This is a genomic window from Kribbella sp. NPDC043289 (assembly GCF_056436705.1).
Genome location: NZ_JBWKCB010000002.1, coordinates 1,067,693 through 1,088,162, shown reverse-complemented (window position 1 = coordinate 1,088,162; position 20,470 = coordinate 1,067,693). Strand labels below are relative to the sequence as shown.

Here is a 20,470-nt window from a genome sequence, read left to right as displayed (position 1 = left end):
AAACTGACTAAATCACTTAGCCTTTCCGCTGGTCAAGCCCTCGCGCCAAGCCAAAAATGATCAGCGGTACGACGAGTTCGAGCGCCGTCAGCGGCAACTGGAACCAGTGCGGCCGCCCCTCGATCGCCCAGGACAGCAGTCGGCCGACCCCGCCGAGCAGGAAGGTCCCGGCCAGCCAGTTGACCAGCACCTTGTCGATCGGTGCACGGCGGACCACCCAGATGCAGGCGAGTCCGTAGCCGGCGAAGATCGCGCCATAGAACCGCTCCCGGCTGTCCACCGTGGGCCCGGCCCCGGCCAGCCCGGGCTCGGAGTGAATACCGGCCGCGACGTGAGCGATCCCGATCAGCACGCACGCGGCCCCGAGCACCACCATCAACCACTTCAGCATTCCGCACCCCTTAGTAGACGGCTGTCTATTAGTGAGATTACTAGACAACTGTCCACTAGACTCCGGGCATGCCACGACGGAGGCTGCGGCCGGAGGAACGGCGCGCCGAGCTCATCGACGCCGGCGAGCAGTTGTTCGCCCGACGCGGGTACGAGGATGTCGCGATGGAGGAGGTCGCCCGGTACGCCGAGGTGTCGCGGGCACTGCTCTACCAGCACTTCGCCACCAAGCGGGACCTGTTCGCGGCCGTCTACCAGCGCGCGGCGGACCGGCTGCTCGACCAGGTCCACCTGACGTCCGACCGGCCGCTGGCCGAGCAGGTCGAGGCGGGACTCGACGCGCACTTCGACTACTTCGAGGCGAACCGGGCCACGGTGATCGCCGCCAACCGGACGCTCGCCGGCGACCCCGCCATCCAGGCGATCATCTCCGACGAGTTGTCCGTCCTGCGCGAACGCGTGCTCGAGGCAACCAACCTGGCCGGCGAGCGGCGCGACCTGACCTCGAGCATCCTGCAGAGCTGGCTGGTCTTCGTCCGGCTGCTCACGGTCGACTGGCTGATCGCCCCGCACTGCAGCCGCGCCGAGCTTCGTCGAATTTGTACGTCGACGCTCCTCGCGGCGCTCGCCTAGGGCTTACCCGGTTTCCAGTCCGGATGCCCGGGCATCGGCGGGAGGTGCGTGCCATAGAGCCACGAGTGGAGGAACGGCGCCAAGTCAGTGCCGGCCACCTCCGAGGCGATCCGGATGAAGTCCTCGGTGCTCGCGATCGAGTTGGCGTAGCGGTGCACCCAGGCACGCTCGATGGCGTTGAACGTCGTCGTCCCGACCTTCTGCTGCAGCGCGTACAGCGTCAGCGCGCCACCGGAGTACGTCGCGGTGGAGTACGGTCGCAGGTTCGCCAGATCACCGGTGAGCGTCTTCGGATCGGGATCCGCGATCGGGCCGTTGGCGAAGAGCTTGTCACCGTAGTTCTCGTACGAGTCCCGCATCGACTTCTCCTGGCTCGCGCCGTACCGGCCCTCGGCGTACACGTTCTGGTAGAAGACGGCGTGGCCCTCGTTCAGCCACAGGTCGGACCAGCGGCGCGGGGAGACCGAGTTGCCGAACCATTCGTGCGCGACCTCGTGCAGGACGACCGCGTCGGTCCCGTTCTCCTCGAAGCCCTTCTTGGTCATCGCGTCGGCGGTCATCAGCGTGAGACCCTGCGTCTCCAGTTCGCCGCCCATCGGCGTGATGTACGACCCGGCCTCCGCGCCCGGGAACCGGCCGAGTCGTGCCTCGAGGAAGCGGATCGACGTGTCGAACGACGTGAGCTGCGGCTTGATGTCGGCGAGCTGCGCGGTCGGTACGGCGTACCTCATGTCCAGACCGTGTGGGCCCTTGCTGTGCAGCACCGTGAACGGGCCGACACCGATCTGGAGCAGCTCGGTCGCGAGTTTGCGCTGCTCACGGAAGACCCGGGTCGTGTAGGTGGTGCCCTTGACCGTGCTGAGAAGTTTGCCGTTGGCAATCGAGTTGAGCGAGCTCGGAGCGGTGACCGAGATCGTGGCCGGTGCCTTCTGCGCGGGATGGTCGCTGACCGCGAGGATCCGGCGCGCCCCGGCCGGCTGGTTGACGGCTTGCACCCACCCGTCGTGCCGCAACAGTCCGGACGGGTAGGACTTGCTCTCCGCCGCATCCGGTAGGTCGTTGCGTACGTCGACCTTCACCACGAAGCGCGCGTGGTCGCGAACGGGTCGCTCCGGGGTGACCACCAGCTCACCTTCCGGTGTGGTCTTCCAGGCCGCTCGCACGCCGTTGACGTCGACGCCGGTCACCTTCGGGCCGAGCAGGTCGAGGTCGAACGCGGTCAGCTTCTGCGTCGCTCGGCCGGTGAGCGTCGTGCTCGCGGTGTACGCGGTCAGCTTCTGGTTGAACCGCACCGCGAGCTGCTGGCCCACCACGTCGTACCCGGTGTTGCCGAGCTCCGGCCACACCTTGTCCCCGATCCCGACGGCTGGCACGAGTCCGACGGCGGCGGCCAGCCCGGCGAGGGCAACTATCTTCAACATGCCTTGAAATCTAGACAAGCCACGACCCCTGGACATCGGTCTCAGGTCGACACGTTCGTAGTCCTTTGGTCTTAGGCGAGCCCGGCATCATGGACGAGGAGGGCGATCTTGGTCCGGTTCGGTACGTCGAGCTTCGCCATGATGTGCGTGATGTGTACCTTCACCGTCGACTCCCGAAGCTCCAGCCGGCGGGCGATCTCGGCGTTGCTCAGCCCCTCGGCCACCGCGACCGCGACATCCCGCTCGCGTGGCGTGAGTTCACCCAGCACCTCACCCTTGGGCGTGACCTCGCGAGGGTTGGTCGTGTAAGCGGTGATGAGTCGCTTCGTGATGCTCGGCGACAGCATGGAATCACCCCGGGCAGCCTGTCCGACCGCGTCCACCAGAGCTCTCGGCGCCGTGTCCTTCAGCAGGAATCCGGTCGCCCCGGCCTGCAACGCCTCGTACACATACTCGTCCAGGTCGAAGGTCGTCAGGATCACCACGGGCGGTGGCTCGCTCAAGGCGTTGACGCGACGCGTGACCTCGATGCCGTTCACCGTCGGCATCTGGATATCGGTCAGCACCAGGTCGGGCGAGTGCTTCTCGACCAACTCCACGACCCGCGCTCCATCGGTGTCCTCGGCAACGACCTCGGCGGTGCCACCCGCCTGCAGGATCAGCCGGATGCCGTTCCGGACCAGTTCCTCGTCGTCGAGGAGCAACACCTTGATCATTCCGCCGCCTTCAGCCCGAACACCGCACCGACTCTGAACGTCCCACCGACCCACCCGGTCTCCAGCCGACCGCCTGCCAGTGAGACCCGTTCCCGCATCCCGAGCAAGCCGTACCCCGACCCCGGTACGGCGATGCTCGCGACGCTCCGGGGATTCGTCACCTCGACCGTCAACTCGTCGCCGTCGACAACGATCCTGACCGTCACCGGTACGCCGGGCGCGTGCTTGGCCGCATTCGTCAACGCTTCCTGCACGATCCGGTACGCCGCCCGTCCGACCGCCGACGGCACCTCGGGGACCGGGTCCGGGACCTCCAGCTCGACCACCTGCCCGGTCGTGACCGCATCCGCGACCAGCACCGGGACGGCACCGATCGACGGCGCGACGTGCCCCGGCTCCCCCGGCAGCTCGTCGCGCAGCACCTGGAGGATCTCGCGGAGCTCGGTGAGGGCCGCCGTACTGGTCTTGCGGATCACCTCGGCGACCTGCTCGGTCTGCTCGTCCGGCGCGGTCATGGTCAGCGCGCCGGACTGCAAGGCGATCGCGCTCACCCGGTGCGCGACCACGTCGTGCATCTCGCGCGCGATCCGGCGGCGCTCGGCGGTCACCGCACGCTCGGAGCGCAGGTCGCGCTCGCGCTCGGCCTGTTCGGCCCGGTCCTGGAGGGCGACGAGGAGGGCACGCCGCTGATAGACCCAGAGCCCGAGCAGGATCGGCCCGCCGACGAACAGCACGACCGAGGCCGCCTGCTCGCCCCATGTCAGGTTCGCGCGGCCGGGGACCGGCCAGATGACGATCACCACCGCACCGACGACCGCGGACACCGCGGTCTGCCAATGCAGTCCCTTGCGGCTCGCCGTCGTGTACGCCGAGATCGTCACCGGCACACTCGGGAACACCTGGCTGACCGGTGCGACCGCGACGAAGAGCAGCGGGAACCGGCGGCGGACCAGCATCCCGAGGAACAGGACGCCGAGGAACACCGCGCCGTACCAGTGCAGGGTGCCGTTGTTCGTGATGTCGAGCGACATGCCCGCGGTTACCGCCGCGGCGAACACGATGTCGAACAGGAGTGTCCGGAGCTTGCCGTCCCACCACTCGAGCCGCATGACACCACCGTAGGGCCTGCGACGAAACGACCGTGGATTAACACTTTGGTAGTACCCAAGTTCGAGCCCTGCGACCGATGTTTCGAGGGGCGGAATCCGGAACTCTTGGGGACATGGCAACCAGACGACGGATCGGCAGTTTGCTCGCGGCAACCATCGTGCTGCTCCCGCTCGGCGTGAGCACCGCGCAGGCGGCGACGCCCGGCGCGGAAGATCTGGGCGACCGGCTGTTCCCCGGGCTCGGTAACGGTGGGTACGACGCGCAGAGCTACGACATCAGCCTCGGGTATCGGGTCGGGACGACCAAGATGCCGGGGGTGGTGACGATACGCGCGGTGGCCACGCAGGAGCTGTCCCGGTTCGGGCTCGACTCGGTCGGGCAGGCGATCTCGTCGGTGACCGTCAACGGCCGGCCGGCGACGTTCTCACAGGCGGGCGAGAAGCTGACCGTCACGCCGGCGCGGGCGTTGCCCGACCACGTGCCGTTCAGCGTGCGAGTGGTGTACACGGCCGACCGCGCGCTGAACCCGGCGCCGGCGAGTATGCACTGGCCCGCGGGGACGCCGTACGCGATGGAGTTCTGGAACAACACCGCGGACGGGTTCGCGGTGATGAGTCAGCCGGACCGGGCGCACCTCGCCTTCCCGTCGAACGATCACCCGAGCGACAAGGCCCGGTTCACGGTCCGGATCACCGCGCCGAGCGACCGGATGGGGCTGTCGGGCGGACGGCTGATCACGAAGTACGCGCACGGCGGCGACACGACCTGGGTGTACCGGACCGATCACCCCGTCCCGACGGACGTCCTACCGATTGCCGTCGGCAAGTTCCGTGAACTGCGGCAGACCGGGCCGCACCAGTTGCCGGTGCGCAGCTATCTCGCGCTCGGCGCGCTCCAGGGGCACACGTTCGCGGACGCAATGGAGGTGACTGCCCGCGAGACACCGGCGCAGCTCGGGTGGCTCGAGCGGCAGATCGGCCGCCCGTTCCCCTTCGAGCAGTACGGCGTCCTCGGTCTCGCGAGCCCGTACGACGGTGTCGCGCTGGAGACCACCACGCTATCCACGTTCGGCGCCGGTCTCTCGCTCCCGCCCGCGCAGGAGTCCTCGACTCTCGTCCACGAGATGACGCACCAGTACTTCGGTGACGCGGTCGCCGTCCGCAGCTGGGACGACATGTGGATCAGCGAAGGCCACGCGCGGTACTACGAGCGCAAGTACGCCGCCGCGCGCGGCCAGATCGATCTGACCAAGGAGCTCAAGGAACTCTACGAGCAGGACCAGCAGCACCGCACCGACTCCGGTCCGATGGGTCGGGTCAAGGCTCCGTTCGGGCTGCTGTTCGACGCCGACGTGCCCGGTCAGCTGATGCTCACCGGTCTCAACACCCTGGTCGGCGACGCCACGTTCCGCCGGATCGAGCAGACCTTCTTCGACCGGTACCGGGACCGCAACGCGAGCACCCAGGACTACATCGACGTCGCCAACCAGGTCAGCGGCCGCGATTTCACGAAGTACTTCCGCGCGTGGATCTACAGCGCCACCACCCCTCCGATGCCGGGCCACCCGGACTGGCACAGCACTCCAGCAAAGGCAGCCAAATGATGCTCACCGAGATCGCCGCCAGCAGCACGACCGACCAGACCTTGGGGGTCGTGGGAGCCGCACTGCTGGTCGGCATCCTGATCGCTTACGTCCTACTCGTCGTCGGCGCCTTCTTCAGCGCCTTGTTCTCCTCGGCAACGGCCGGGATGAAGCTGGTGTGGATCGTGTTCATCGTGATCGCACCGTTCATCGGGAGCCTGCTCTGGTTCATGGTTGGCAAGCGGAACTCCCAGTTGTCGGCGGCGGTGTGACCCATGGACGCCGCCGCCCCCGCCCGCGGTCTCCGTCATGGAGCGGACAGAGACCGGGTGCCGCGAGGACTACGCGGGGAGCAGCCGGATCGGGTTGCCCTTGGCGTAGTTGTAGAGGTTGAAGTAGCCGTCGGCACCGATCGGGTTGTTGGCCTTGGTGTCGAGCTGGCTCCACACCGTTCTGCCGTCGACCTTGAGCACCACACGATTGCCGCCGCTCGTGCCGAACGCGATGTCGTGGGTACTGTTCGGCGCGATCACGTCGTTCGGGATCACGTCGAGCAGCGTCTGCCCGGGTGTCCAGCTCTGCAGCTCGATGGTGTCCTCCTTGATCACCACCAGGTACCCGGTGTTCGAGTTCTGCCAGGCCGGTACTCCGGTCTCATGCGAGCGCACCTGGAATCCGTACCAGCCGCCGGCGAACGCACCGACCTCGGCCTTGAACCGGAGCAGCCCGTCACCGAACTTCTGGGCCTTGTATCCGAACACGCCCTCGCCGGTCGCCCGCACCGTGCCCTGGCTGAAGTCCAGGTTCGGCGAGGTCGTCCAGTTCACCTGGTCCGAGAGCTGCGTGGTCAGGTCGGTGACGGCGTACTGGCCGTCCTGGACCGTGACGGCCAGCGTCGCGGAGACGGCCGGGTTGGACACCGAGGTGGCCTTCACGGTCGCCGTACCGGCCGCGACCGCGGTGATCTTCCCGGTGCTGTCGACGGTCGCCACCCCCGGGGTGTCGGAGGTCCAGGCCAGTCTCGTGTCCGACGCGCCGGCCGGCGAGACGGTGGCCTCGACGGTCCGGCGTTCACCGGTTTCGAGGGCGAGTTGCGTCGTACCGAGGTCGATGCCGCTGACCTGGGTGGAGACGATCGAGAAGCCGACGTTGTCGAAGTCCAACCGGCTCACGCCAGAGACGTAGAAGCCGACCTTGCCGGCGGCCGCGGGAGCAGGGTTCGCTCCGGCGACGACCTGCTGGCCGTTCACCAGCACCGTGATCCCGCCCGGCTGGACCGCGACCTTGACCGCGTACGTCGTCCCCGGCTTGAAGGCCGCGTCCGCGCTGAGGGTCACTTGCTGGATGACCGCCCACTTGCTGTCGTAGATCGTCCAGACGGGTCCCGAGGCCAGGTGGCGATACCTGATGTAGCCGCCCGGGGTGGTCCCGGTCCGGTCGTAGACCAGCATGACCGCGCCGTCGGGCAGGTCCGCGGGAGTCGTCACCGTGAAGTCGAGAACGTACTCGGTGAAGTCCCGCGGGAGCTGCGCGTTGGCACCGTTGACGATCCGGTACACGTGGTTCCCCGAGCCGTCGTCGACCACATTGCGGTTGCCGTCGACGGGCCACCCGTTCGCGCCCGACTCGAAGTCGGTGTAGTGCAGTACGCCGTCGCCCTCGTGGACCACGAGGTTCGCCTCGTCCTTGATCGCCGGATCGGCCTTCGAGGTCGCCGTGAGCGTCGCCGTTCCCGGCGCGACCGCGGTGACGAGCCCGTTCGCGTCGATCGTCGCGATCGTCGGATCGCTGGACGTGTAGGTGGCCGCGGCGTTCGTGCTGTTCCACGGTACGGCGGCCGCCGCGAACGGGACCTGGTCGCCGAGGTCGATCGAGAGGTCGCCGGACGGGAACGCCAGCGACTCCAGCGGGATGGTCTCCGGTGTCCGCGTCTGCCCGACATGCCAATGGGTTCCGATCCGGTCGAACGCGATCGCCTGGAAGCCCGGGATGTGGTCGAAGACCGGGGCGTCCGCGCGCAGCCGGAAGTCGCCCTTCTGCCAGTCGACGAACCCCGGATCATCGGTCGTGACCCAGTTGTCGGCGTAGTTCAGCAGGTTCTTCACGTCCCGCGCGCCGTTCGCGTTCACGTCGGACTGCCGGGCGAGTGTCGGGTTCCAGACCAGGTTCTTCGCGAACCTGTTGTTCGCCGGGTAGTAGTGGTTGTCCTCGAAGAAGTGCCCGAGCTCGGGGTACTTCGTCAGGTACGGCGTCCCTTCGAAGTTGTTGTTGTCGGCGAAGAGTTTCTTCCAGGCCGGCATGTACGACCGGTCGACGACGTTGCCCTCCTGGTTACCCATCCACATCTCGTAGTTGTCGTAGGGCACCTTCGTGTCGACAAAGACATTGTTCGTCGCGGTCACGTAGTCACCGGACCCGCTCTTCACCGCGTCGTTGCCCATGTCGGCGAAGACGTTCTGGTCGATGGTCAGGCCCATCGTCAGGTTGTCGGCGTAGATGCCCTCGACGCCGGCGCGGCCCTTGCCGATGTCGTGGAAGTAGTTCCGCCGGAACACGTTGCCGCGCTGCTGCGGTGTCGACCCGGCGTTCATGTAGATCGCGCCGAGATCCTGGAACGTCTTGCAGACGTCGTAGATCTCGTTGTCCTCGATCAGCTGGTCGTTCCCCTGCACGATGATGCCCGGATGCGGTGCGTCGTGAATCTCGTTGCCCCGGGCAATGTTGCCGACGCCGTCGAACATCACACCGGCGTTGTAGGCCTTGTGGTAGTAGGCGAAGTCGTGGATGTGCGAGTTCTGCACCCTGTTCCGGCCGGGCGCGAGAGTGGTCTTGTTCCCGCCCTGCAGCACGACCGGGACACCGCCGATGTGACTGAGCTCGGTGGACACGATCGCGTGGTCGGTCCCGCCACGGTTCACCGGAATACCGTCGTACGTATAGCGGCCAGGCGAGTTGATCAGGACGCCGCCGTCGGTGAAGTTGCGGATGTCGCTGCGCGAGACAGTGACATGACTGCCGCCGAGGATGACCGCCGCGGTGGCACGCCCGTACTCCATCACCAGGTCGTCGAACGTCACGTACGACGTGTTGTCGGTGCGGATCATCGGCTCGTCGAGGGTCGTCACGGTGACCGCGCCGCGCTTGGCGAGGAAGGACGCGTTCGGCACCAGGTAGAGCACGCCCTTGTCGCGGTCGATGTAGTACTCGCCCGGCGCGTCCAGTTCCTCGAGCAGGTTCTGCGCGAAGTGGAAGTCCGGGAACCAGGACTTCATCAGCCCGGACATCTCGCCGTACCGCAGGGTGATCGTCTTGGCGGTGGTGTCGATGGACTGGATCTTGTTGAACGACCACTCCCAGCTGTACCCGAAGATCCCGTCCAGCCAGATGTCCTTGGCCTGGGTCCAGTACTTCGGGCGGTCGTAGCTGTAGCTGAATGTGCCGCCGCGATCCTGGAGGTCCGGGTCGTTGTGGGTCGGGCCCGGATCGATGATCTTGTTCATCTGCACGGTGCCGTTGTTCGGCCAGCGGGCGAGCGTCTGGCCTTCGCCGTCGACGTACAACTCCATCGGCGGGGTCTTGCTGACGTCGTTCGCGTGCCAGTAGCCGTGCCGGCTGACCTCGCCGTAGTCGGTGAGGCCGAGCGCGCGGAGGTCGACCTGGAGGATCTTCGGGCGGGCGGACTTGTCGACCACCCGGTCGAGCACCGACTCGTCGGTCACCGGCGCGAATCCGTCGTACGGGAGTTGGGTGCCGCCGGTGAGGGTCGCGGTCTCGCCGGGGTAGGACTTGTAGGTGATCGGGGAGTCCGCGGTGCCGGAGTCCTGATCGGTGAGGGCGAAGGTCGCGCTGCGCTGGTAGCTGCCCTGGCGCAGGTAGACGGTCACACCTCCCTTGGGCAGGTGCGCCTTCTTGAGCGTGCGGATCGCGTCGCGGGCGCCTTCCAGGGTCCGGAGCGGCTTGTCGATGCTTCCCCGGTTGTGATCGTCGCCGGTGGTCGAGACGTAGAGGGCGCGTGGGCCCGGGCCGGTAGTGGCGGCTACCGCTGGAGTTGCGGTCGCCAGCAGACCGGCGGCGAGCACGGCTGCCAGATATCGCTTCATCGCAGAACATCCTTTGGTCGATTATCGATTACACCTACTTACAAGTTCCCCTTTCTCGGGAGTGGGAGAGAAGCCCTAGACCAACGACTGTGGGACGAAGCCCTCGGACGCCAGCCGCTGCCAGAGCTCGGCCGGCACGGGCTGCTCAAGGGCGGCGACGTTCGCGGTCACCTCGTCCGCGGAGCGACAGCCGACGACGACAGACGTCACCGCCGGATGGAGATACGGGAACTGAATGGCGGCGACCGGCAGCGGTACGCCGTACTGCGCGCAGAGCTCGCCGCATCGCTGAGCGCGGGCGAGCGCGTCCGGATCCACCGGGCGGTAGTTGAACATCGCGGCGGGGTTGGGATCCGCGAGCAGGCCGGTGTTGAACACTCCCCCGACGACAACCGACGTGCCGCGACGTTGGCACAACGGCAGCAACGTGCCCATCGCATCGTGGTCGAGCAGGGAGAACCGTCCCGCGATCAGGACCACATCGACGTCGAACTCGTCGACGTACGCGGCGAGCGGCGCGCTGTGGTTCATCCCGAAGCCGATGGCGCGCACAAGACCCTCATCGCGCAACTTCCGCACGGCCCGATAGCCGGTACGACGGATCTCGTCGGGGTACTCGTCCGGGTCGTGCAGGTAGAGGATGTCGACCGAGGACCGGTTGAGCCGCGCGAGACTGGACTCGAAGGACTCGCGGATCCCGCGGTCACTGAAGTCGGCGCGGGCCCCACCCTCGGGCTCGAGCAGCCAACCGGTCTTGGTCGAGATGACCGGCTCCTCGACGACTCCGAGGGTCCGGCCGAGCCGTTCCTCGGCGAGCCCGTGACCGTAGCGCGGGGCGGTGTCGAAGTAGCGGACGCCGGCCTCGGCCGCGGCCTTCACCGTGGCGGCCGCGTCCTCCTCGGCCACCTCGCGGAACAGTCCGCCGAGGGGCGCCGTACCGATGCCCAGGCGGGGCAGCATCACGCCTCCCATGGCGACTGGTTCACCGGCTTCCGGGCATGCAGCGTCATCGCGAGCGTCAACCGCACTTCCGACGACGCCGGCAACTCGACCTGCACGTACTGTCCGTCGACGGGCACCGGCGTGGCATCGTCCACCGCAACGGTCTGTACGACGTGTTCGCCGAAGGACCCGGCCTGGACGAGTACCGAGCGCGGCGCGGTGCCGAGGTTCACGAGCTCGACGACGGTGTGCTCGGGACGGATGTCGGAGACGAGCGCCGCGACATCGTCCGGCAGACCCGGCCGACGGTTGGCAACGTCGAAGTACCGGACATGTAGTTGCGTGAGGCCACCGTTGTACAGGACCTGGGGTGAGCCGGTGGTGAGCTGCAGGAGCGCCTCGGTGACAACCGGGTTCACGTTCTGCCAGTGGTGGATGTCCAGGGCGTCCGGGCCGACCGTCGGGTCGATGCCGTCGTTCTCGATCAGGTCCAGACGGGCGGCGGAGATCTCGAGCGCGGAGCGCAGCATCCGTTCGGGGAAGGCCGGGTTGCGCGCGGCGAGGAACTCGTACCAGGGCTCCTCATGACCGCCCTCGTCCTTGTTCCGCTGGTCGTGGACGGCGGTCCAGTCCCAGTCGGATCCTTCGCGCAGCCGGTCGATCCGCTCGGCGTCGGCCGCGTCCCGGCTGAAGTGCCAGAGCGCGATCGGCAGCTGGGTCGGCATCACGTTGTAGTCGAACCAGCCGGAGTCGTTGTACCGCTGCGGAACCGCCAGCGTCGGCCGCTCCGGATCGAGATGCCGCAGCCAGCGCTTCGTCAGCGTCCCCATGTCAGCGAGCTTCCGGTACTCCGCCTGCTTCAGCACCGCGTCGAGCGGGTTCCGGGCGAGCTCGAGATACCCGCGATCGCCGGAGACCAGGGTGGCGTTGACCGCGCCGACGACCGCCGACGAGCCGACGGACTCGATCCCGTGCGGCCAGGCCCAGCCGTAGTGGCCGCCGTACCAACGCCCGTCGAGGTGCTCGCCCACCACACCGTTCAGGCCGGCGTTGTCAGGGATCACCTCCCGCCCAGCGAGCCGGTCCTGCCAGGTGCCGACGTACTCCGTGACCCAGTCGGCGTACGACGAGTCGCCGTGGAAGAGGTACGCGTTCGTGGCGAGTCCGGTCGCGGCGAGGTTCGCGAGCGTGTCACCGCGGCCCATCCGGTCCCACATGATCTGCCCGTACTCACGTGCCTTGGACGGGTCGTCGACGAGCTCGTCGAAGGACGAGACACCGATCCAGTCGAGCGGCAGACCGTACGGACGCAGCGGGAGGCTCCACGGGAAGTACTTCTCGCCGTCGATGAACCCCCAGCGCGGTCCGGCGGCACCGTTGTGCGGCGCCTGGATCACGCGGTGCTCGGCGTCGTAGTTCGGACCGCCCGGCAGGTACAGGTCGGCGAACTGACCGGCCAGCCGCCGCAGCTCGGCGTCGTCCGGCCGCGCCAGGCAGAGCGCGTAGAACAGCACCATGCTCTCGCCCTGGTGGAACCAGTCGTACCCACGCTCATAGCTGTCGACCAGCATGCCCATCTCGGACAGCTGGTTGGTCACGCCGTGCCAGTGCCGCAGGGACGCATCGAGCAGGTCGGCGCTGCCACCGAGCAGGTACAGCGTCGGCCAGTTGAAGAACGGCTCGTAGAAGTCGTCGACACCGTCGCGGCCGTCGAGCCCGACCCCGAGCCGGTCCCGGAACACCAGCCGGCCGTCGCCCTCGGTGTACCGATCGGCGAACACCCGCCAGGCCCGGTCCTGCTGGGCGAACAGCTCCCGCTCCAGCGTGGCCCACGCCGGCGGCGCGGTCAGCCGACGGGTCGCGTGCACGGTTTCCGTGCTGAGCATGAAGAAACACACCCCTTATCGCTGATCGATACCCGATGATTTAGCCTGATCCGACGCGACGGTGTCAAGACCGCGAGAGGGGTACGACGATGCGCCTGATCGACTGTCACGCGCACCTGTGGCAAGCCGGCCACGGCTTTGGCTGGATCCGGCCCGGATCCGCGCACGACAAGACCTTCACGGTGAGCGACCTGGACCGCAGCGGCGACGGCCTGGACCTGGCCGGATCGATCCTGGTGGAGGCGTCCCGCGGCGACCGCGGCGAGACCCTCGCCCTGCGCGAACTGCGGCTCACACGCCCCGACCTGGTCGCCGGTTACGTCGGGAATCTCAAGGTCTACGAAGGAATCGTGCCGTCGGCGTTCGCCCGACTGCTGACCGAGGCAGGCCCGAACGGCATGCGCCTCGGCGGACCCGGCCTGCCGGAACCGCACGAGACCAGGCTGTTGCCGGTCCTCGCGGAGCTAGGCGTCACGCTCGACCTGAACCTGCTGACCGACGCGCTCGGCGCCGCCGCCGCGCTGGCGCAGGCGCATCCGGGACTCACCGTCGTCGTGAATCATCTCGGCAATCCCCCGAATCTCCGCACTGGTGATCTCACCGAGTGGGAGCGTGGACTGCGGTTGGCGGCGCGAGAGCCGGGCGTGTTGCTGAAGATCTCGGGGTTGCTCACGCAGCAGAACGGCGTACCGCTTGAACGGGTTGCGAAGCTGGTTGAGCGAGCGGTGGACGCAGTCGGACCGGAGCGGTGCTTGGTCGGATCGGATTGGCCGATCTGCCTGCCGCGAGGGTCGCGGGCGGACTCACTGGAGCTCGCGTGCAGTGGGCTGGCGAGATTGACGGCCGACGAACGGGCCTTGGTCCTGCACGGGACCGCCGTTCGCGCCTATCGTCTGGCCGGGAACCTCTTGGAGGGGACGAACGTTATCGATACCTGCTAGGCGATCAGAGAAGTATGATGACAAGGGTTTTCGGGACATCGCACGAATCGGGGCTTTCATGGCTAAGGGTGACTTCGCCTCCACGCTGGCGAGCAACAAGGACCAGTTCCGCGCCACACTGATCTCGGAGCGCGCGTACGAGCTGCTCCGGCAGGCCATCGTCGACGGCGACCTGGGGCCGAACGAACGCGTCGTCGAGTCCGAGATCGCCCGCCAGCTCGGGGTCAGCCAGGCTCCGGTGCGCGAGGCGGTCAAGCAGCTGGCCCGCGAGGGTCTGCTGGTGCACATCCCACGGCGCGGCAACTTCGTCGTGGAGATCTCGCAGGAGGACGTCGAGTACGCGCGCCAGGTCCGCGAGCCGCTCGAGCGGCTGGCCGCGCAACTCGCCGCCACCCGGATGAGCGAGCAGGACCTCCGCGAACTCGACGACCTCGTCGAGCAGCTGCACAAGGCCGCCAAGTCCGGCGACCTGAGCATGTTCCGCGACGTCGACATCGCCTTCCACACGCAGGTGATCCAGCTGGCCGGCAACCCGTTCCTGACCCGGATGTGGGAGGTCCTGGAGCCGAACCTGCGGGCCCTGCGGGCGATTAGCGACCCGCTGTTCGAGGGCGACTGGGACGCGATGGCCGACGAGCACGGCCGCCTCGTCCAGCTGCTCCGCGAGCCGGACGCCGACGCCGCCGCGGACGCGTTCGCCAACCACGCGGGCGGCCGCGGCCCGGTGCCGGACGCCCGGATGGCCAAGAAGAAGGCGAAACGCACCACCAAGAAGTGAAAGGAGGAGGTGCTCCGCGGAGCACCTCCTCTCTCAACCCTTCACTGCGCCGACGGTCAGTCCGCTGATGATGTGCCGCTGCATGTAGATGAAGAAGATGATCACCGGCGCGATCGCCAGCAGCAGGTTCGGGAACACCTTCGTCATGTCCGTCGAGTACTGACTGATCCCGGCATAGATCGCCGTCGTCACCGTGTACCGCCCGGAGCCCGGACTGAGCAGGATCTGTGGACTGACGAAGTCGTTCCAGATGCCGATCGAGTTCAGAATCAGCACCGTCACCACGCCCGGCCGCATCAGCGGGAAGATGATCGTCCAGAACGTCCGGTACCGGCCGGCGCCGTCGATCTGCGCCGCCTGGTCGATGTCCACCGGGATGGTCCGGATGAACCCGACGAACAAGAAGATGCTCACCGGCAGCGTCGACGCCACGTCGTGCGCGATCAGTCCCGCGACCGTGTTCGCCAGCCCGAGCGAGCGCAGTACATAGATCACCGGGATGATCAGCGCCGCGCCCGGGATGAAGGTCCCGGCCAGGAAGTACAGCATCAACATCTGGGTACGGCGTTTCATGCTCCGCGCGATCACGTACGCCGCGGGTCCGGCGAACAGGATGCACAGCACGTCCACGGCCACCACCAGGAACAGCGTGAACCCGTACCCGCGGATCACGTTGAACTGCGGACTCCTGATCGCCGCCTGCAGATGCTCCAGTGTGAGCTTCCCGAACGGGATCGAGAACGGTCCGTTGAGGATGTCCTCCTGGTCCTTGAAGCTGTTCACCAGCAACAGGTAGACCGGGATCGTCATCAGCACGAACAACAGTCCGAGCATGACCGGGCGGACGACGAGCTTGCGGCGTACCGTCTGTGGAGGCTCCGGCTGTGGGACCGCTTGGATCGAGGGTTTCGTCTCGAGATCGAGTGCCATCTCCGCCTCCTAACCTGTCGCCGCTCGGTCCTGCCGGTTCCGCAACGCGGTCACCACCAGCGCCAGCGCGGCCGACACGACCATCAGGAACACCGCCTGCGCGGTGGCGTAGCCGACCTTCGTTCCTTCGAACGACTTGGCCAGGATCAGGTACCCGTACGTCTGTGTCGCGCCGGCCGGTCCACCACCGGTCAAACTGACGACCAGGTCGTAGGTGCGGATCAGCCCGATCAGGTTCAGTACGGTCGCGACCGTCACCACCGGGGCGATCATCGGGATGATCACCTGGGTGTTGATCTGCCGGGCGCTCGCCCCGTCGATCTGCGCCGCCTCGAGCAGCTCGGCCGGAACCGTCTGCAACGCGGCCACGAACAGGACGACGTTGAACCCGAAGCCGGCCCACGCGATCACGGCGATCAGCGTCACCAGCGCCAGCTTCTCCTCGAACAAGAACCCGACCGGGCCGACGCCGAACTTCTGCAGGGTGTTGTTGATCGCGCCGTTCGTGCCCAGGATCGCCGCCCACAGGTAGCCCAGGATCAGCGCGCTGATCACATGCGGGTAGTAGGCGAGCGCCCGGAAGAACGAGTTGACGAGCGACTTCTCCTTCAGGATCAGCGCGTACGACAAGCCGCCGCCGAGCATCAGGACCGAGCCGGCCACGGCCACGATCGCGGTGACGTACCACGCCCGGGTCGAGTTCGGGTCGTCGAACAGGTGCCGGTAGTTGCCGAGCCCGATGAACACGGCGTCGGAGAAGCCGTTCCAGTTCGTCAGGCTCAGGTAGACGGCGACGCCGACCGGCACGATGGTCATCACGGTGTACAGCAGCACGGCCGGGCCCGCGAGGCCCACGGAGATCGCCGTCTCCCGGAGCCTCGCGGTACGCACGTGCCGCCGACGGGTCAGCTCTGCGAGTTCCACCACTTGTCCAAACCGTCGGCGACCTGCTCCGGCGAGGCACCGGTGAACAGGGACTGGACCCGCGTGTTCAGCTCACCCGAGAACCCCTCGATCGGCTGGTGCGTGCCGGACTTCACCAGCACCGACGGCGTGCTGTCGAGGATCTTCTGGACGCCGGTGCCGAGGCTGGACGTCTTGTAGGTGAAGCCCTTGCGCAGGTTGCCGTCGGAGGCCAGCTGGCTCTCGACCGCGGCCTTGTCGGTGACCAGCCACTTCACGAACTCGGTCGCCTGCGTCTTGTGCTTGGAGTTGTTGACGACGACGTACGGACTCGCGATGTTGCCGAACTGGCCGGACGGGTAGGCGCCGTCGGTCGGCATCGTGAAGACACCAATCTGGTCGCTCTTCTTCGCCTGGTCGACGGCCGGGACGAAGTACGAGCCCATGATGTACATCGCGGACTTCCCGTTCAGGAACGCGGTCTGCCCGTCGGCGTAGGTCAGACCGAGCGCGCTCTTGTCGACGTACCCCGCTTCGATCCAGGACTTGTACGCCTTCAGGTACGGCAGGTACCCGCTGTCCTTGAAGGTGGTCTGCTTGTCGTTGCGCTTCACGGTCCAGTCCGGGTCGGCGGTCAGCACGCCGGCGTCGGCCATCATCGAGAACTGCGCCCCCGGGACCCACTGGCCGGAGGTCTGCAGCGGGGTGAAGCCGGCCGCCTTCAGCTTCGCCATCGCGGCACCGAAGTCATCCATCGTCTTGATGGTCGCCGGGTCGAGACCGGCCTTGGTGAAGGCGGCCTTGTTGTAGAAGACGAGCGACTGGATCTGCTCCCCGACACCGACGACGTACCGCTTGCCGTCGATCGCGTACTGCTCGCTCAGCGGAGTGTCCTTGACCCACGCCTCGTCGGTCAGGTCGGCCAGCAGGCTGACGTTGTCCTTGGTCGGCGTGATCTGCTGCGCGATGTCCGGCGGGTCGCCGGCGGCCAGGTCCTGCGTCAGCTTGGCGCTCGCCGAGATCGTGCCGGTCAGCTCCAGCTTCACCTTGACGTCCGGATGCGCCTGCTCGTACTTGCCGAACAGCTCGGTCCAGTACGCCTCGGTGAGGTTCGGGGTGATGTTGACGATCACCCGCAGCGTGGTCGGCCCGGACTGGCCCGACGACCCGGACTCGCCGCCGCCACAGGCCGCCAGTCCGATCAATGCCGTCGCCGCAACCGCGGCGATTGAGGCACGACGCCACAGTTGTCTCATGTCGTTCACACTCCAGTGCTTAGTCGTTGTCAAGGGCCACAGTCGTGAGCTGGTCACCACGTGGCCCCCGGAATCCAGAACGTTCCCCCGTACTGGTAGGCGCCGAGGCTCGGCACCGGGTCGGTTGATCCGTCCGTGACGCCGGCGATCGGCGTCGCCGCGTTCCGCGCGGGTGACGTCGCCTGCAGGCGGTAGTCGTTGCTCGCCGGCGCGACGTACTGCGGATCGGTACTGGCTGGCAGGTTGTTCGAGAGGGTGATCCCGGAGCCGGCTGCTGGTGGGTTGGACACATCGCCGAGGTTGTTGACGATCTGGGTGCCGGAAGCACTTGTGATGCCGAGCAGGTAGACCCCGCCGTCGTTGTTGTAGACGAGGTTGTTCGGGCTGGCGCCGTTCAGGCCGTGCAGCATGACCGTGCCGTGCAGGTTGCCCCAGCCGACGTTGTTGTGGAAAACCAGGTTGCTCTGCCCGTTGTCGGCGTACGCTCCGGCCTCCGCGAACGCGTTGATCCCGGGCAGGTTGGCCGCGTCGTGCAGCCAGTTGTGGTGCACCGTCGTACCGGCCATGTCGGAACCGCAGCACAGGTAGATCGCGGCGCCGTCGGTGCTCAGGTGGTCGTAACCGGACAGGTCGTTGTACGAGATCGTCGACGGACTGAATCCGTTGCCCCAGACAACTGACACGTCCGCTCGACCGACGTCTGTAACGGTGTTGCGGGTCACGGTCGCCCCGCTGCCAGTGACGGCGATGCCGGACGCGTACGTGCCCATGTAGTCGACGGTGCTGATCTTGTTGTTGTCGACCCGATTACCGGTCCCGGCGAGCAGTACGCCGGATCCCGCGCTGTAGGCGATCGTGCTGTTCTGCAGGACGTTGTTCGAGCCGCGGAGCTGGAGGCCGGTGCTCGCGCCGACCGAGACGTTGCAGCTGGTGCCGGGCGCGGTGAGCTGGGTGTAGTGCGTCAGGTAGCGGGCGTCGAGACCGTCGAACACGTTGCCGGTTCCCGAGGTCTTGAGCGTGGCGCCGAAGAGGTCGAGGTTCCGGACCGTCGTGTAGCTGGCCGACGTCAGGTCGAAGGCGAGATCGCGGGACTTCGCCCGTACGGCGTGGCCCGCGGGATCGCCGTACAGGTAGAGGGTGCCGGCGTTGTAGAACCATTCGCCGGGGTGCGCGAGTTCGCCGAGTTTGCCCGAGAGTGCGTAGCGGGTGTCACCGGCGTTGATGCCCGCGCAACCGGCGGCCGCGGCGAGGGTGATGGAGCCGGGTGACGAGCTCGCGACCGTGCCGGTCTGGGAGGCGTACCAGTAGCTCATCAGGACGGTCGCGCCGTTCCAGTAACCGGCCGGCCTGGTCTGGTTCGCGTCCACGATCGTGCTGTTGGTGGTGCCGGTCTGGGTGCGCTCGATGGTCGGGTTCATCAGGTCGAGACCGGGGTACGGCCACTGCGCCTGGATGTACATCTGGTCGTCGACGAAGATCTGCGCGTCGGCGCCGAGCGTCACGCTCGCCCGGTAGATCTGGCCCTGGCCGACGGCGGTCGCGAAGTCCGAGCCGGCCAGGTAGGAGTCGGACGCCTCGAGGGTCGCGAGGTCCGCCGCGGTCACCTTGGCGAACCCGGTGACCGGCTCGGTGCCGTCGACCCGGACCGTCGCGCCGGCCGCGGCCTGGTACGTGATCGGCGCAGACGACGTACCGGAAGCCGCTGGTACGACGGTCTCGCGGTACGTGCCGGACCTGATCTCGCAGGTGTCGCCGGCAACCATCACCGTCGCGCACCGCTGGATGTGCTGGAAAGGCGCCGCCGACGTACCGGCTGCCGAGTCGTCGCCCGAGGGCGCGACGTAGTAGGTGGTCGGCCCGGCCGCCTGCGCCGGAGCGCCGACCGCGGACGCGAGCAGGCCTACCGCGACTGCCACACACCAGTGCCGTGCTGCCATCTGCCTCACCTCCTATGATCGCCTATCGATAGATGATCTTATGGAGAAGCGGTCCGGAGTCAAGATCCAGTTGACAGCGAACCTGTCCCGGCAGTTACATCTATCATCGATAGGCGATAAAGTCATCGGCGCAGCGAAAGGCAGCACATGGACCTGAACGGTGATCGCGCGGCGGCGCATCCGGAGACCTACGACGCACAGCTGTCCCCCGTGCAGACGGCGACGTTCTCCCGGCCGACCGCCGAGATGCTCGGCGCGTTGACCGACGTGAGCGCGGCGACTGCCTGCGCCAAGCTGCACCAGCAGGGCATCACCCGGACCTTCATCAACGGCCCGGTGCCGCTGCACCGGACACCCGACGTGAAGGTGTTCGGCGGTGCGGTCACGCTGCAGTTCCTGCCGCAGCGCGAGGACATCTTCACCAGCGCCGACCAGGAGTACGCCGAGCGCAAGACGGCGCTGTGGGGCGTGCTGGAGTCGATTCAGCCGGGTGACGTGCTGGTGGTGTCGGCGTACGCGAGCCAGTTCACCGGGTGCCTCGGCGACATGCTGGTCCGGTACTTCAAGCTCCGGGGCGGCGCGGGCATCGTGGTCGACGGGCGGGTCCGCGACGCGGCCCGGATCCGCGCGCTCGGGGTGCCGGTGTGGTGCACCGGCGTGACACCGCACTACGCGTCGCAGACCGAGCTGTTCCCGGCCGCGTTCAACGTGCCGGTCGGCGTCGGCGGGACACTGGTGACCCCAGGCGACATCATCGTGGCCGACGAGGACGGCGCGGTCGCCGTACCGCAGAAAGTCGCCGTCTCCCTGTCGGCCGACTCCCTCGAACTCCAAGGCCGCGAAGAATTCGCCCGCCGCCGCCTCGACGAAGGCGGCCGGCTCTCCGACTACTACCCCCTCAACGGCCCCGGCCTGGAGGAGTACCTAGCCGCTCAGGGTCAGTAG

General features: G+C 67.3%; 17 protein-coding genes. 6 read left to right on the top strand and 11 right to left on the bottom strand.

The genetic code is table 11. The features are described 5' to 3' along the window. Positions 1 to 16 precede the first annotated feature (16 nt). A complete protein-coding gene (locus AC0662_RS16955) occupies positions 17 to 391 on the bottom strand; it encodes a DUF4345 domain-containing protein (protein WP_478301563.1) in 375 nt (124 codons plus the stop codon). A gap of 68 nt (positions 392 to 459) precedes the next feature. Between AC0662_RS16955 and AC0662_RS16950 the strand changes: the two genes are divergently transcribed. Beyond that, a complete protein-coding gene (locus AC0662_RS16950; protein ID WP_478301561.1) occupies positions 460 to 1,023 on the top strand; it encodes a TetR/AcrR family transcriptional regulator in 564 nt (187 codons plus the stop codon). On the opposite strand, the gene AC0662_RS16945 is transcribed toward AC0662_RS16950, so the two are convergent. The 3 genes from AC0662_RS16945 to AC0662_RS16935 all read right to left on the bottom strand — a co-directional run bounded on the left by AC0662_RS16945 (position 1,020) and on the right by AC0662_RS16935 (position 4,269). Beyond that, a complete protein-coding gene (locus AC0662_RS16945; protein ID WP_478301559.1) occupies positions 1,020 to 2,444 on the bottom strand; it encodes a M1 family metallopeptidase in 1,425 nt (474 codons plus the stop codon). The two genes, AC0662_RS16950 and AC0662_RS16945, sit on opposite strands and share 4 nt — an antisense overlap. Positions 2,445 to 2,515: 71 nt before the next feature. Beyond that, entirely contained in the window at positions 2,516 to 3,160 is a 645-nt protein-coding gene (locus tag AC0662_RS16940) for a response regulator (protein WP_452195029.1), read from the bottom strand. Beyond that, the gene (locus tag AC0662_RS16935) at positions 3,157 to 4,269 is read right to left on the bottom strand and encodes a sensor histidine kinase (protein WP_478301557.1); all 1,113 of its coding nucleotides are present in this window, start codon (positions 4,267 to 4,269) and stop codon (positions 3,157 to 3,159) included. Before AC0662_RS16935 ends, AC0662_RS16940 begins: the two co-directional genes overlap by 4 nt. 113 nt (positions 4,270 to 4,382) lie before the next feature. On the opposite strand from AC0662_RS16935, the gene AC0662_RS16930 reads away from it, so the two are divergent. After that, positions 4,383 to 5,873 (top strand): M1 family metallopeptidase, encoded by a 1,491-nt coding sequence (locus tag AC0662_RS16930; protein ID WP_478301555.1) that lies wholly within the window; start codon positions 4,383 to 4,385, stop codon positions 5,871 to 5,873. After that, entirely contained in the window at positions 5,870 to 6,124 is a 255-nt protein-coding gene (locus AC0662_RS16925) for a PLDc N-terminal domain-containing protein (protein WP_478301553.1), read from the top strand. The genes AC0662_RS16930 and AC0662_RS16925 overlap by 4 nt, the downstream gene beginning before the upstream one ends. Before the next feature lie 69 nt (positions 6,125 to 6,193). On the opposite strand, the gene AC0662_RS16920 is transcribed toward AC0662_RS16925, so the two are convergent. The 3 genes from AC0662_RS16920 to AC0662_RS16910 all read right to left on the bottom strand — a co-directional run bounded on the left by AC0662_RS16920 (position 6,194) and on the right by AC0662_RS16910 (position 12,780). Continuing rightward, positions 6,194 to 9,952: an Ig-like domain-containing protein gene (locus tag AC0662_RS16920; protein WP_478301551.1), complete on the bottom strand. Its 3,759-nt coding sequence runs from the start codon at positions 9,950 to 9,952 to the stop codon at positions 6,194 to 6,196. A gap of 75 nt (positions 9,953 to 10,027) precedes the next feature. Further along, entirely contained in the window at positions 10,028 to 10,912 is an 885-nt protein-coding gene (locus AC0662_RS16915; protein WP_478301549.1) for an aldo/keto reductase, read from the bottom strand. Further along, positions 10,912 to 12,780, bottom strand: coding sequence for a DUF8034 domain-containing protein (locus AC0662_RS16910; RefSeq protein ID WP_452195021.1), 1,869 nt, complete (start codon positions 12,778 to 12,780; stop codon positions 10,912 to 10,914). The genes AC0662_RS16915 and AC0662_RS16910 overlap by 1 nt, the downstream gene beginning before the upstream one ends. A gap of 89 nt (positions 12,781 to 12,869) precedes the next feature. On the opposite strand from AC0662_RS16910, the gene AC0662_RS16905 reads away from it, so the two are divergent. Together AC0662_RS16905 and AC0662_RS16900 are read left to right on the top strand one after the other, a co-directional pair. Continuing rightward, entirely contained in the window at positions 12,870 to 13,721 is an 852-nt protein-coding gene (locus AC0662_RS16905) for an amidohydrolase family protein (RefSeq protein ID WP_478301547.1), read from the top strand. Positions 13,722 to 13,779: 58 nt separating this feature from the next. Beyond that, positions 13,780 to 14,499, top strand: coding sequence for a GntR family transcriptional regulator (locus AC0662_RS16900; RefSeq protein WP_452195018.1), 720 nt, complete (start codon positions 13,780 to 13,782; stop codon positions 14,497 to 14,499). Positions 14,500 to 14,532: 33 nt separating this feature from the next. Here AC0662_RS16900 and AC0662_RS16895 read toward each other — a convergent pair whose 3' ends face one another. The 4 genes from AC0662_RS16895 to AC0662_RS16880 are packed head-to-tail and all read right to left on the bottom strand — an operon-like array spanning position 14,533 to position 19,525. Next, a complete protein-coding gene (locus AC0662_RS16895; protein ID WP_478301545.1) occupies positions 14,533 to 15,429 on the bottom strand; it encodes a carbohydrate ABC transporter permease in 897 nt (298 codons plus the stop codon). A 9-nt stretch (positions 15,430 to 15,438) separates the two neighbouring features. Continuing rightward, the gene (locus tag AC0662_RS16890) at positions 15,439 to 16,356 is read right to left on the bottom strand and encodes a carbohydrate ABC transporter permease (protein ID WP_452195014.1); all 918 of its coding nucleotides are present in this window, start codon (positions 16,354 to 16,356) and stop codon (positions 15,439 to 15,441) included. Beyond that, entirely contained in the window at positions 16,335 to 17,588 is a 1,254-nt protein-coding gene (locus tag AC0662_RS16885) for an ABC transporter substrate-binding protein (protein ID WP_478301543.1), read from the bottom strand. Before AC0662_RS16885 ends, AC0662_RS16890 begins: the two co-directional genes overlap by 22 nt. A 53-nt stretch (positions 17,589 to 17,641) precedes the next feature. After that, entirely contained in the window at positions 17,642 to 19,525 is a 1,884-nt protein-coding gene (locus tag AC0662_RS16880; protein ID WP_478301541.1) for a right-handed parallel beta-helix repeat-containing protein, read from the bottom strand. 147 nt (positions 19,526 to 19,672) lie between these two features. On the opposite strand from AC0662_RS16880, the gene AC0662_RS16875 reads away from it, so the two are divergent. Continuing rightward, positions 19,673 to 20,470 carry an RraA family protein gene (locus AC0662_RS16875; protein ID WP_452195010.1) on the top strand — a complete coding sequence of 266 codons (798 nt, stop codon included), beginning with the start codon at positions 19,673 to 19,675 and terminating at the stop codon, positions 20,468 to 20,470.